Origin of the sequence: Nocardioides acrostichi, from assembly GCF_015319165.1 — a bacterium.
GTDB classification, from domain to species: domain Bacteria; phylum Actinomycetota; class Actinomycetes; order Propionibacteriales; family Nocardioidaceae; genus Nocardioides; species Nocardioides acrostichi.
The window spans coordinates 261,114-274,285 of the sequence record NZ_JADIVZ010000003.1; the positions used below are offsets into that span (position 1 = coordinate 261,114).

General features: G+C 70.4%; 10 protein-coding genes. 8 read left to right on the plus strand and 2 right to left on the minus strand.

All coding sequences use genetic code 11. The features are described from left to right. The first annotated feature begins 218 nt into the window (after positions 1 to 218). The 7 genes from ISG29_RS09065 to ISG29_RS09095 all read left to right on the plus strand — a co-directional run bounded on the left by ISG29_RS09065 (position 219) and on the right by ISG29_RS09095 (position 10,329). On the plus strand, positions 219 to 1,136 hold the full coding sequence (locus ISG29_RS09065) for a glycosyltransferase family 2 protein (protein ID WP_328828527.1): 918 nt from the start codon (positions 219 to 221) through the stop codon (positions 1,134 to 1,136). Then, on the plus strand, positions 1,133 to 2,041 hold the full coding sequence (locus ISG29_RS09070) for a glycosyltransferase family 2 protein (RefSeq protein ID WP_194503096.1): 909 nt from the start codon (positions 1,133 to 1,135) through the stop codon (positions 2,039 to 2,041). The genes ISG29_RS09065 and ISG29_RS09070 overlap by 4 nt, the downstream gene beginning before the upstream one ends. A gap of 6 nt (positions 2,042 to 2,047) precedes the next feature. Then, positions 2,048 to 3,247: a UDP-galactopyranose mutase gene (gene glf / locus ISG29_RS09075; RefSeq protein WP_194503097.1), complete on the plus strand. Its 1,200-nt coding sequence runs from the start codon at positions 2,048 to 2,050 to the stop codon at positions 3,245 to 3,247. Further along, a complete protein-coding gene (locus tag ISG29_RS09080) occupies positions 3,244 to 5,274 on the plus strand; it encodes a glycosyltransferase (RefSeq protein WP_194503098.1) in 2,031 nt (676 codons plus the stop codon). The genes glf and ISG29_RS09080 overlap by 4 nt, the downstream gene beginning before the upstream one ends. 49 nt (positions 5,275 to 5,323) lie before the next feature. Continuing rightward, complete coding sequence (locus tag ISG29_RS09085; RefSeq protein WP_328828530.1) at positions 5,324 to 6,355, plus strand: ABC transporter permease; 1,032 nt, start codon at positions 5,324 to 5,326, stop codon at positions 6,353 to 6,355. 19 nt (positions 6,356 to 6,374) lie between these two features. Then, the gene (locus ISG29_RS09090; protein ID WP_328828532.1) at positions 6,375 to 7,196 is read left to right on the plus strand and encodes an ABC transporter ATP-binding protein; all 822 of its coding nucleotides are present in this window, start codon (positions 6,375 to 6,377) and stop codon (positions 7,194 to 7,196) included. Between the two features lie 325 nt (positions 7,197 to 7,521). Continuing rightward, entirely contained in the window at positions 7,522 to 10,329 is a 2,808-nt protein-coding gene (locus ISG29_RS09095) for an FG-GAP-like repeat-containing protein (protein WP_194503099.1), read from the plus strand. Between the two features lie 25 nt (positions 10,330 to 10,354). Here ISG29_RS09095 and ISG29_RS09100 read toward each other — a convergent pair whose 3' ends face one another. Beyond that, on the minus strand, positions 10,355 to 11,098 hold the full coding sequence (locus ISG29_RS09100) for a TIGR03089 family protein (RefSeq protein ID WP_194503100.1): 744 nt from the start codon (positions 11,096 to 11,098) through the stop codon (positions 10,355 to 10,357). 63 nt (positions 11,099 to 11,161) lie between these two features. Here ISG29_RS09100 and ISG29_RS09105 point away from each other — a divergent pair, with 63 nt between their 5' ends. Further along, positions 11,162 to 12,298: a mannose-1-phosphate guanylyltransferase gene (locus tag ISG29_RS09105; RefSeq protein ID WP_194503101.1), complete on the plus strand. Its 1,137-nt coding sequence runs from the start codon at positions 11,162 to 11,164 to the stop codon at positions 12,296 to 12,298. A 66-nt stretch (positions 12,299 to 12,364) separates the two neighbouring features. Here the strand turns inward: ISG29_RS09105 and ISG29_RS09110 are convergent, their stop codons facing one another. After that, positions 12,365 to 13,132, minus strand: coding sequence for a DUF3105 domain-containing protein (locus ISG29_RS09110; protein ID WP_194503102.1), 768 nt, complete (start codon positions 13,130 to 13,132; stop codon positions 12,365 to 12,367). Positions 13,133 to 13,172: the final 40 nt, after the last annotated feature.

Consider the following 13,172-nt stretch of genomic DNA (forward strand, 5'->3'; position numbering starts at 1 on the left):
CCGACGACGCGCTCGTCGCTGGCGCTCCTCACGGCTCAACCACCGGACGACGCGCTCGTGGCTGGTGCTCCTCGCGGCTCGACCAGCGGTGCGTCAGCGTCGTGCGGGGGTTTCGACGCGCTCGTCGCTGGCGCTCCTCACGGCTCAACCACCGACGACGGGCTCGTGGCTGGCGCTACCTGCTCGACCGCCGACGGATGCTCGTTAGGGTGACGCCCGTGGTGCAACGGACGGTGGTGGCGGTCGTCGTGACGTACAACCGTCTGGCCCTGCTGAAGCGGCTCGTCCCACGACTGACCGAGATCGGCAGACAGACCCCGGGCCTCACCGAAGTCGTCGTCGTCGAAAACGCGAGCACCGACGGCACGACCGCATGGCTCGCCCGGCAACCCGTGACGACGCGGAGCCTGCCCGGCAACCGCGGGGGAGCGGGCGGGTTCCACGAGGGCGTGCGGTACGCGATCGAGGAGACCGACGCCGACCTGGTGTGGCTGATGGACGACGACGGCCTGCCCGACCCCGACTGTCTCGCGACCCTGCTGACCGAGACCGACCTCGACTTCTGGGGGCCGATGGTGGTCGACGAGGAGGACGCCGAGCGGCTGGTCTTCCCGATCCGGCTCCCCGGCGGCACCAAGGTCGTGCACCGCCTGGCCGACGTCGAGGCCGCGGGCGGTGAGCGCAGGCGCATCGACGAGATCGTCATCCCCTTCAACGGGGTGCTCGTGACACGGGCGCTGGCGGAGCGCATCGGCTACCCCCGCGAGGAGTTCTTCATCTGGGGCGACGACCACGAGTACCGGCTGCGCGCCGAGCAGGCGGGCGCCCGCATCGCCACCCGCACCGACGCGGTGGTGCGCCACCCGTCCGTGGGCCGGCTCGGCACGCCGATGATGGGTGGGCGTACGACGTACAACCACAGCCCCAGTGACCTCAAGGGCTACTGCATGGCCCGCAACAACACCGTCAACCTGCGCACCTACCGGGGCTGGCCGCACGTGCTGGCGTTCTGGGTCAAGACGATCTGGTTCTACCTCGTCACCCACCGCGACCTGCGCCGCCTCGCCCTGAGTGCCCGCGCCGTCGTCGCCGGCCTGCGCGGCGACTTCACGGGCCACCGGAGGTACCTCTCGTGAGCGAGACCGTGGCCATCGTGGTCGTGACCTACAACCGCGCCCACCTGCTCGAGCCGATGCTCGAGAGCCTGACCAGGCTGGAGCGCCGCCCCGACGCCGTGATCGTCGTTGACAACGCGAGCACCGACGACACGCCTGCCGTGCTCGAGCGGGCGCAGCGGGCCGGTGCACTGCCTCTGCAGGTGATCCGCACCGCGAGCAACCTCGGGGGAGCGGGCGGGTTCCACCTCGGCGTCCGCACCGCCTACGAGGGCGGCTACGACCGCATCTGGCTCATGGACGACGACGTCGCGCCGGACCCCACCTGCCTCACGGTGCTCATGGACGCCGACGAGGACTGCCTGATGGCCGTGCGCGAGGACTCCCAGGGGCGGCTGTGCGAGAAGGCCGCCACCCGCTTCGACCTCACCCACCCCTGGGCGATCAAGCCGAAGACGGCGATGGTCGAGACCGACTACGGGTTCCGGCGCACGATGCCGGCGCGGGTCGAGCTCGAGAACGTCGCCTTCGAGGGCTTCATGGTGCGCCGTCGTGTGGTCGAGCGCATCGGGCTGCCCGACCCGAGCTACTTCATCTTCTACGACGACGTCGACTTCGCGATCCGGGCACGGCGGGCGGGGTTCCGCATCTGGGGGCTGCGCGACGCCGTGCTCGTGCGGCAGCTGGACTTCGACCAGCAGCACGACCTGGCGGGGTGGAAGGGCTTCTACATGTACCGCAACCTCTTCGTCGTGCACCTGCGCTACGGCGAGAACCTCGCGGTGCGCCTCAAGCCGTTGCTCATCGCGCTCGCCGTGGTGCTGCTCTCCTCACTGCGCGGAGGGAGGGCCGAGGCCGCGAACGTGACCCGCGCCCTACGCGCCGCGTGGGAGATGCGCGCGCTGCCCTCGTCGTCCGTAGACTGACCTGCCGTGCCGACCCCTGACGCGAACAGCCAGCCCGAGCCGCCCGACCTGGTCGTGGTGGGCTCCGGCTTCTTCGGCCTGACGATCGCGGAGCGCTGCGCCGACGAGCTCGGCCTGAGGGTGCTGGTCCTCGAACGTCGCAGCCACATCGGCGGCAATGCCTACTCCGAGTTCGACGACGAGACCGGGATCGAGGTGCACAAGTACGGCACCCACCTCTTCCACACCTCCAACGCGCGCGTGTGGGAGTACGTCAACCGGTTCACCGACTTCACGAACTACCAGCACCGGGTGTTCGCGAAGTACCAGGGGCAGGTCTACTCCTTCCCGATGAACCTGGGTCTGATCAACCAGTTCTTCGGTCGTGCGCACACCCCCGACGAGGCGCGCGCGCTCATCGCCGAGCAGGCCAGCGAGATCGCAGGAGAGGACGTCACCAACCTCGAGGAGAAGGCGATCAGTCTCATCGGGCGGCCGCTCTACGAGGCGTTCGTCAAGGGCTACACCGCCAAGCAGTGGCAGACCGACCCCACCGAGCTCAGCGCCGACATCATCACGCGGCTGCCGGTGCGCTACACCTTCGACAACCGCTACTTCAACGACACCTACGAGGGTCTCCCGGTCGACGGCTACACCGCCTGGCTGGAGCGGATGGCGGCACACGAGAACATCACGGTTCGTCTCGACGTCGACTTCCTCGACATCGCCGACGAGTACAAGGGCACGGTCCCCGTCGTCTACACCGGCCCGGTCGACGAGTACTTCGGCAACTCCGAGGGTCGACTGTCGTGGCGCACCATCGACCTGGAGGCCGAGACGCTCGACATCGACGATTACCAGGGCACCGGGGTCGTCAACGCCAACGACCAGGAGCTTCCCTACACCCGTACGCTGGAGTTCAAGCACCTGCACCCCGAGCGCACCTACCTGCCCGGCAAGACGATCGTGGTGCACGAGTACAGCCGCTTCGCAGAAGTCGGCGACGAGCCGTACTACCCCATCAACACCGCGGCCGACCGCGAGAAGCTGCTGAAGTACCGCGAGCTGGCCAAGGCCGAGCCGATGGTGCTCTTCGGCGGACGGCTCGGCACCTACCAGTACCTCGACATGCACATGGCCATCGGCTCCGCGCTCTCGATGTACGACAACAAGATCAAGCCGCACTTCGCCGACGGCGCCCCGTTCACCTCAGGAGGCGTGGCATGACCGCCACCGACCAGACCGCCAGCCGCCTGCTCCAGCGGCAGATCATGCCGATCGACCGCGACTTCGACGTGCTCGCGCTCTACGTCGACCCCGAGGAGGCCAAGCTCGACGCCGACAAGTACGAGATCGGCGGCAACAAGGCGGCCAAGGATCTCAACAACGCCGCCATCCGGCAGTCGACGGCGACCGGCCGCTCGCTGCACCCCGACCAGATCGAGTCGCGCACCGCATTCCGGGTCAACTCCGGCCAGCGACTCTCCTTCGGCACCTACTTCAACGCATTCCCGGCCAGCTACTGGCGGCGCTGGACCATCGTGTCGGCCGTGCGGCTCGTCGTCACGCTCAAGGGCGAGGGCGCCACACTGCTGGTCTACAAGTCGATGGCGCGCGGCAACGCCCAGCGGGTCGCCACGGCCGAGACCGACGCGTCGGGATCGCAGACGTTCACCTTCGACCTCACGCTCAAGCCGTTCGTCGACGGTGGGTGGTACTGGTACGACGTCATCGCCGGCGACGCCGACGTGGTCGTGGAGTCGGCCGAGTGGTCTGCCGACGTACCGGCCGACCGCGCCGAGCACGGCACCGTCGACATCGCGATCACCACGATGAACCGGCCCGACTACTGCGCCGAGCTGCTCGGCCAGATCGGTGCCGACGAGACGCTGCGGCCCTACCTCGACTCCGTGATGGTGATGGAGCAGGGCAAGGACAAGGTCACCGGCTCCGAGCACTTCCCGGCAGCGGAGAAGGCGCTGGGAGAGAAGCTGCGGGTGCTCGAGCAGGGCAACCTCGGCGGCTCCGGCGGCTACGCCCGCGGCCAGCTCGAGTGCGTGCGCAAGGGCACCGCCACCTATGCGCTGATGATGGACGACGACGTCGTCTGCGAGCCCGAGGGCATCATCCGCGCCGCGACGTTCGGCGACCTCGCGCGGCGTCCGACCATCGTCGGTGGCCACATGTTCAACATCTACTCGCGCAGCCGACTGCACTCCTTCGGCGAGATCGTGCAGCCGTGGAAGTTCTGGTGGCAGTCGCCACTGGACACCTACTCCGACTGGGATCTCGCGGGTCGCAACCTGCGTTCGTCGCGGTGGCTGCACAAGCGCATCGACGTCGACTTCAACGGCTGGTTCATGTGCCTGATCCCGCGGGTCGTGCTCGAGCAGATCGGCCTCTCGCTGCCGCTGTTCATCAAGTGGGACGACTCCGAGTTCGGGCTGCGCGCCAAGGCCGCCGGCTTCCCGACCGTCACCTTCCCGGGTGCCGCGGTGTGGCACGTGCCGTGGACCGACAAGAACGACGGCCTGGACTGGCAGGCCTACCTGCACCAGCGCAACCGCTTCGTCGCGGCGCTGCTGCACTCGCCCTACCCCCGCGGTGGCCGGATGATCCGCGAGAGCCGCAACCACCAGATCTCGCACCTGGTCTCGATGCAGTACTCCACGGTCTGGATGCGGCACCAGGCGCTGCTCGACATCCTCGAGGGGCCCGAGAAGCTGCACGAGCAGCTCGACGGCCTGCTGGCCTACATCAACGGCATCCGTGCCGGCCACAGCGACGCCCAGCTGGAGACCGACCGCGACGCCTTCCCCCCCGTACGGCGTGAGAAGCCGCCGCGTAAGGGTCGTGACAGCGCCGAGATCCCGACGCGACTGGGCACCCTGATCAGTGCCGGCCTGCAGCCGCTGCGTCAGCTCAAGCCGCCGCGGACGATGTCGCGGGAGTTCCCCGAGGCGGAGATCCGCGCGATGGACGCCAAGTGGTACAAGCTCGCGACCTACGATTCGGCCGTCGTCTCGATGGCCGACGGCACGTCGGCGGCGCTCTACCGGCGCGACCCCGAGCAGTTCCGCGAACTGGCCGCCAAGACCTTCGTCATCCACGAGAAGCTGAAGAAGGAGTGGCCGCGGCTCGCGGAGGAGTACCGCGCCAAGCTGGCCGACGTCGTCTCGCCCGAGGCGTGGGAGAAGACGCTGGCGCCGTGGCTCGACGGCGGACTCGAGGACGTGAGCGCCGGTGACGACTGAGACGCCCGCCGAACCGATGTCGCAGGCTCCCGCTCCGGAGAAGCCGGCGGTGACCTCGCCCGAGCTCGAGGAGCTCGAGGCCGCCGCGGCGGCGTTCGGCGAGGACGACGTCTCGCCCGAGGCTCGGGCGGCCCGCAAGGCCGCGCGCAAGGTGCGCCAGCGGCTCGAGATCCGCGCCGAGCGGGAGCGCCGCGCCTACCTCGATCCGAACCGGCCGCTGGTGCAGGCACCGCTCGTCCCGCCGGCCGCCACGCAGGGTCTGTTGGAGGTGTTCCGCCGCCGCTACCTGCTCAAGCTGCTGGTGCGTCGCGAGGTCAACGCCCGCTACTCCGGGTCGTTCCTGGGGCTGCTGTGGAGCTACATCAACCCGGCGAGCCAGTTCCTCATCTACTACTTCCTGCACGTCTTGCTGCTGGGGCGGCACGCGACGCCGAACTTCGCCGTCCACGTCTTCTGCGGCCTGGTGGTCGTGCACTTCTTCACCGAGACCTTCAACGCCGGAACCCGCTCGATCGTGCGCAACAAGAGCCTGGTGCGCAAGGTGGCGGTGCCCAAGGAGATGTTCCCGGTCGCCTCGATGCTGGTCTCGCTGTTCCACGTGGGGCCGCAGCTGCTGATCCTCTTCGGGCTGATCCTCATCGAGGGGTTCAACCCCGATCCGTTCGTGCCGTTGGCGCTGCTGCTGGGTCTGGGCATCATCATGTGCCTGGGCACGGCGCTGGCCCTGATCTTCAGCGTGGCGAACGTCTACTTCCGCGACTTCCAAAGCGTGGTGTCGATCCTCACCAACCTGGTGCGGTTCAGCGTGCCGATGATCTACCCCTACTCGCTGGTGCCGGAGCGGTTCGGCCCGGCGGCGCAGTACTACCTCTGGAACCCGCTCGCCTCCGCGGTGCTGTTGGTGCAGCGGGCCATCTGGTACCCGGCCACGGGAGACGAGCAGAAGGATGCCCTCAAGGAGCTGCCGCACCGGCTCATCGAGCTGGGCACGATCATGCTCCTGCTCTCCATCGTCACGCTGTTCTTCGCCCAATGGCTGTTCCGGCGGCTCGAGGACCGCATCCCGGAGCGCCTGAACTGATGTCAAGAATCGAGCTCTCGTGACCAGCATCCTGACGCCCGGCGCGGCAGCACCCGACGAGTTCCCGGCGTCGACGTCGATCGTCGTCGAGAACGTCACCAAGACCTTCAGCCTGCGCTACCACCGCACCTTCAAGCAGGTGACGGTCGCAAAGATGCGCGGCGAGAAGACCAAGGACGACTTCCAAGCCGTCGACGACGTCTCGTTCACCGTCGAGCAGGGCGAGTCGATCGGCCTGATGGGACTCAACGGGTCGGGCAAGTCGACCCTGCTCACCCTCATCAACGGCACCATGAAGCCCGACGAGGGGCGCGTCCTCACCCGCGGGCGGATCGCGGGCCTGATCGCCACGAGTGCCGGCTTCCACCCGCAGCTCTCGGGCCGCGAGAACGTCTTCCTCAACGCGGCGGTCTTCGGGCTGACCGAGGAGGAGACCAAGGACCGCTTCGACGACATCGCCGAGTTCGCCAACATCGGCAAGCACATGGAGTCGGCGGTGGGCAACTACTCCTCGGGCATGAGCTCGCGGCTCGGGTTCGCCATCGCGATCAACGTCGACTGCGACATCTTCCTCGCCGACGAGCTGCTCGCGGTGGGCGACCGGCCCTTCAAGCGCAAGTGCATCGAGAAGATGGAGGAGGTGCGCGACTCCGGACGCACCCTCTTCTACGTCAGTCACGCTGCCGGCTCCGTGCGCAAGATGTGCAACCGGGTGCTGATCCTCGAGGAGGGTCGGCTCGTGTTCGACGGAGACGTCGACGAGGGCATCGAGTACCTCCAGTACGACTCCGACGGCGATGACGACGAGCGCGAGGACGAGGAGCTCGGCGCCGACATCTGAGCGCGCCGAGGGGGTCCTCGTGATCGCCCGCGGAGTCGATCTCGATCATTCCGCGGGTCAGTGGCGCCCCGTGAGCGATCATCGCCCACCCCTGGGCCGGTCAACCGTGACGCCTCGCGGGCATACGGCTGCGCGCTGCGGTGGGCCTGGGGCACCCTGGGACTCAAAGATTTCTGACTAGACCACGGCGTGTCGGCTGGAAATTACACGATTGTAGTTACTCACGAAACCTTCCGTGAGCCGAGTGACGCATGTGAAAGTTGCGTCTGGTGTGGCCCCAGCGGACGCACCGCAGCACTTGCCCGGCTTCCCCAGAAGGTGCTCGATGCCCCCCTCGTTGACCCGTGGTCGCGCGTACTACGTGACCGCCTGCCAGCAGCTCCTCGCGCTGGCCGTGGTCGTGGCGGCACTCACCCCGGCGACCGGCATCGTGCGTCTCGACGTGGTGCCCTCGGCTCCCAGCGCCCAGACGATCACCATCTCGCCGATGGCCTCGGTGCGTCACGACGACGCCCTGGTGCCCACGGCTCCCGTCGATGCCGTGGTGCACGAGTACCCGCTCGCCGGCCCGGGCGCGGACGACGCCCGCACGGTCACGGGCCGACACGGCGTCGTCCGGCTCGTCGGGGCGCCGCAGCCCGTGAGCGGCTACGGCGCGGTCGGCGTCACCTGGGAGCACGGTGAGGACCTACCCGAGGACGCCCTCGGCCTCCAGGCGCGCACCCGCACCGGCGGCACCTGGTCGAGCTGGACCGCGCTCGACTACGACCCCGACCACGCGCCCGACCCCGACACCCGCGAGGGGCGGCACGCCCGCCCCGGCACCGAGCCACTGTTCGTCGGCCACGTCGACGAGGTGCAGGTGCGGGTGGAGGCACCCGCCGGCGCGACCGGCACGCGAGCCCTGCCCGACGACCTGCGGATGGCGGTCGTGGACCCGGGGCACGCGACGTCCGAGACCACCGAGCGGCCGGCGATCGACACCGCGACCCTCGACGGCACCTCCGACACCGCGACCGCCGCGGCCGCCGACACCGACGCTCGGCCGGGCGTGACCCCGAAGCCGCAGATCTTCTCCCGCGCCCAGTGGGGGGCGGACGAGTCGATGCGCGACAAGCCCTCGCTGCACTACGGCGAGGTACACGCGGGCTTCGTGCACCACACGGTGAATGCCAACGACTACACGCGCGCCGAGGTGCCGGGCATCATTCGCAGCATCTACGCCTACCACGTGCGGTCCAAGGGCTGGTCCGACATCGGCTACAACTTCCTCGTCGACCGGTTCGGCCGCATCTGGGAGGGCCGCTACGGCGGCGTCGACCGCCCCGTCGTGGGCGCGCACACGCTGGGCTACAACGACGACGCGTTCGCCATGTCGGCCATCGGCAACTACGAGATCGCGCGGCCCAGTCAGGCGATCATCTCGGCGTACGGAGCGCTCTTCGCGTGGAAGCTCTCCTTGCACGGCGTCGACGCGGCCTCGACCCGGCAACGGGTCGCCGGCCGCACCTTCCAGGCGATCAACGGCCACCGCGACGCCGGCCAGACCGCCTGCCCCGGCAGGTACCTCTACGCCCGACTGCCCGACATCCGCCGCCTCGCCGCCGCCGACCAGGCGAGCTGGGCCGCCCGCGACCTCCGGACCGACCTGGTACAAAGCGCCCACCCCGACCTCGTCGCGCGCCGCACGTCGGACCACCACATCGTGCTCGTCCCCAACCACGGGCTCTCCGCCGTGCGCGCGCCGCGCCTGGTGTCCTCCGACTGGGGGCGCTACGACGGGGTCGTCGGCTCGACCGACCTCACCGGCGACGGCGTGCCCGACCTGGTGGGCGTGCGCGCTACCGGCGCCGTCGAGGTGCGTCCCGGCGGCCAGGACGGCGTGTACCCACGCTCGGGCTCGGTCGTCCAGGCCACGCGGGGCAGCGACCTCGTCGCCGCGCCGGGCGACGTGGACGGCGACGGTCACGCCGACCTGGTGTCACGCGACAGTGCCTCGGGTGCGCTCGTGCTGGCCCGCGGCGCCGGTGACGGGACGTTCACCGAGACCTCGCTGGGCGGGGACTGGTCGCGCTTCGCGCTGCTGGCCGGTTCCGGCGACGTCGACGGCGACGGCCACCCCGATCTGGTGGCGCGCGCGAGCGACGGCAGCATGTGGCTGGCGCGTGGCACGGGCTCGGGCTTCGCCGAGCCGACTCGGCTGCCCAGCGCCCGCGGCCCGTGGGACGTCGTGGCCCCGGCGGGGGACTGGAACCACGACGGTCACCCCGACCTCTTCGTGCGCAAGAAGGGCGCCCACGCCTTCGTGCTGCCCAACCTCGGCGACGGCACGTTCGGTCACCGGATCGGCCCGATCAAGCGGCTGCGCGACCGGGCCGGCCTCGCCACCGTGCCGGTCACCTCCGGTGCGGCCGGCGGCTCGGTCGACGTGATCTCGCTCGACGGCAGCGACCTGCGCGTCCTCGCCAACAAGGGCGGCTACGAGAGCGGCGCAGCCGTCGACACGGGCATCGGGGCCAAGAACGCCGTCGCCCTGCTCGACGCCGGTGACTGGGACGGCGACGGGCACGGCGACGTGCTCCTCGTCGATCGTCGAGGCCGGGCCAAGGTGCGGCTCGGCGACGGGGCTGGTCACTTCGGACCGCTCCAGCGCATCGGGGGCGGCTTCGCCCACATGAGAACCCTGGACGTCGTCGGCGACGTGACCGGCGACGGCCTGCCCGACCTCATGGGGCAGCCGATGGGCGGCGACGTGCGCATCTGGCCGGGCCGCGGCACGGAGCGCCTCGGTGCCTCCTACGTCGCGCACAGCGCCGTGTCAGGCGGATCGCTGCTCGGCGTGGGGCTGTGGAACGGCGACGGGGCGCCCGACGTGATGGTCCGCGACGGCGACCAGCTCTCGCTGTACCCGGGCAACGGCCCCGGCGGGATCATGACGCCCAGCAAGGTCGGGCTCGACCTCGGGCCCTACGACCGGCTGGTCGGTGTGTCCAGCGTGCGCCCGAACGGGCACGCCGACCTCGTGGCGCGGGAACGGTCCACCGGCGACCTCTGGCTCTTCGAGGGTCGCCCCGGCTCGCTCGCGCCGCGGCACTACCTCGCCGACGGAGGGGACTACGACCTGATCGACTAGTGCTCCGTGAGCGCGCCACCAGCACTCAGCGAGCACGATGCGTGATGCGCTCGTCGGCTGCCAGCCGCTCGACCCGCTCCTCGAGAGGGCCGGGGGTAGGCGGGGCGCCGACGACCAGCACCACCGAGCCGCCGCGTGCGAGCGGCTCGACCAGCGTGGCGGGATCCGGAGGGGAAGCCGGGCCCGACACCACCAGGAGGCGGCCCCCGTCGGTGAGGAGACTCCCGCGGGCGGCCGCCTCCGTCAGCTGCGCCTGGCTGGTGCCGTCGCTCAGCGCCTGGTCGTCGCCGGTGGGCGGGTCGTAGGGCGAGAAGGCGTCGGGCTGACCCCACACCTCGACCCCCACGTCGTGCACCCCGTCGGGCAGCGGCTCGGCGAACCGGACGCCGAGCGGCAGCAGGGCGCACGCGAGCACGGGTGCCTGGGCGGCGAGCGGTGCATGAGCGTCGAGGTTCTGCGGTCCGGTCACGATGACGTCGGGGGAGTCGGCGCCGGGGCCGTCGGGTAGCGCGACGGTGAGCCCCGCCGTCCATGCCGCGCCGAGGAACACGGTGGCGAGCCAGTGGTCGGGCAGGTCCAGCAGCAGGGTGTCACCGCGCTCGAGTCCGTGCTCGTCGACCAGGAGGGACGCCGCCTTCGCCACCCAGTTCGCGTACGTCGCGACCGACAGCTCGGTGCGCTCGCCGGTGGCGAGGTCGTAGAACGTGACCAGGGGGCGACCCGGCTCTCGGCGCAGTTCGGCCGCGAGGACGTCGGCGAAGGTGCTCATGGTCACGACCCTAGGGCGCGACCGCGCTGCGAGCGGTGCGGGGCTGGCCCTAGGGTGTGCGCCATGACGGGCCCTGTCGACACGGCACTGCACGAGGCGATCGAGGACTTCTGGGCCGTCGTGCCCGCCGGCGGGGCCGGCACCCGGCTGTGGCCGTTGTCGCGCGCCTCCGAGCCCAAGTTCCTGCGCGACCTGCGCGGCAGCGGCCGCACGCTCCTCCAGGAGACCTACGATCGGCTGGCGCCGTTGGCCCAGGAACGCTTCCTGGTCGTCACGGGCGCCGCACACTCGGCCGCGGTCAGCCGGCAGCTCGACGCCGTGCCCACGTCGTCGATCCTCGCGGAGCCGTCGCCGCGCGACTCCATGGCGGCGATCGGGCTGGCCGCCGCGTTGCTCGAACGGGAGAGCCCGGAGGCCGTGATGGGCTCCTTCGCAGCCGACCACGTGATCGCCGACCGCGTGGGTCAGCCCGGGTTCGCCGACGCCGTGCGACTGGCCGTCGACGTCGCCCGCGACGGGTGGGTGGTGACGATCGGCATCGAGCCCACGCACCCCTCGTCCGCCTTCGGCTACATCGCCTCCGCGGACCCGCTGACCGAGCACGCCGGAGCCTCGAAGGTCGCGGCCTTCGTCGAGAAGCCGTCGGTCGAGACCGCCACCGCCTACCTCGCGGCGGGCGGCTACCGCTGGAACGCCGGCATGTTCGTGGTGCGGCCCGGTGTGCTGCTCGACCTGCTCGCCGACTACCACCCCGAGCTCGCCGCGCAACTGCGGGGCATCGCGGCCGACCCCGACACCCTCGACGACGTGTGGCCCGGACTGGAGAAGATCGCGGTCGACCACGCCGTCGCCGAGCCGGCGGCCGCCGCGGGACGCGTCGCCACCGTGCCGGCGCAGTTCGCGTGGGACGACGTGGGCGACTTCGACTCCCTGGCGGGCCTGCTCGCGCGAGACGGCGGCCCCGAGCCCACCCCGGCCGCTGCCGGACCGACCGTGCTCGGCGACCCCGACCGGGTGTACGCCGTCGACAGCACCGGCCTGATCGTCCCCGGCGAGCGCGCCGTCGCCGTGGTCGGCCTCGACGATGTCGTCGTCGTCGACACTCCCGACGCGGTGCTCGTCACCTCCCGCTCCCGGGCCCAGGAGGTCAAGCAGGTCGTCGCCGCCCTCAAGGACGCCGGTCGCACCGACCTGCTCTGAGCACCGGCGGACGCGCCCCACGCGCGCTCCTCGCGCGCTCCTCGTTGCTCGGAGCGCGCTGGCGCGTCACATCTGGACGCTGGGCTCCGGGCTGTCCTGCTGGGGGTAGTCCTTCATGAAGGTCTCCAGTGCCGCGCCGCTCGGCTGCGAGCAGTACTGCCACACGCCGACCTGCTTGGTGGTGTCGGTGACCCCGACCCCGCCCGCGGACCAGTGGGTCATCGCGATGTGCTGGCCCTTCGGGAAGGACTTGCCGTTCTCGTCGTCGGAGGTCCAGGGCGCGACGATGAACGCATTGCGCCGGTCGGAGGTGTCGGAGAACTTCGCGGCGATGGCGCGCAGCGTGCTGACCTGGTCGGCATCGTCGGCGACGGTGTCGTCGTACCAGAGGATCGTGAAGCCGTGCTCGAGGTTGTGCACCAACTGCTCGAGCTCGGGCCGGTCGGCGGCGGTGTAGAACTCGCGACCGATCGGCACCGGCGCCAGGCCCAGCACGTTCCAGTGCGGGCCGAACGCGGGCGGCGCCTGGGTGTAGTCGACCTGCTGGGTCTCCGGCACGTGGTTGCCGCTGCCGTTGGCGGACTTGGTGGTGACCTTCTGGCAGTCCGACGCCGGCCCGCCGAGGTCGGCGAGCGCCACATCGGAGTACTTGCGCGAGTCGAGCGCGTTCTTGATCGGTCGGTAGGCGGCCGCGCCGACGATCAGCAGCGCGATGAGCGCGCACACGAGCACGATCGCCAGGCCGCGACGCTTCTCGGAGCCGCGCTGCTTCTTGCGGATCGCGTCGATCTTCGCCTGACGGTCGTTCTTGGCGTACTTCGCGCTCTTGGCCATCGCTGTCGTGTCCTCGCGGCAGTTCCGGATACGGATGAGC

Coding starts and splice junctions, on each gene's coding strand:
- ISG29_RS09080 (WP_194503098.1), top strand. CDS start 3,244: ATGACCGCCACCGACCAGACCGCCAGCCGCCTGCTCCAGCGGCAGATC.
- ISG29_RS09100 (WP_194503100.1), bottom strand. CDS start 11,098: ATGAGCACCTTCGCCGACGTCCTCGCGGCCGAACTGCGCCGAGAGCCG.
- ISG29_RS09110 (WP_194503102.1), bottom strand. CDS start 13,132: ATGGCCAAGAGCGCGAAGTACGCCAAGAACGACCGTCAGGCGAAGATC.
- ISG29_RS09105 (WP_194503101.1), top strand. CDS start 11,162: ATGACGGGCCCTGTCGACACGGCACTGCACGAGGCGATCGAGGACTTC.
- ISG29_RS09095 (WP_194503099.1), top strand. CDS start 7,522: ATGCCCCCCTCGTTGACCCGTGGTCGCGCGTACTACGTGACCGCCTGC.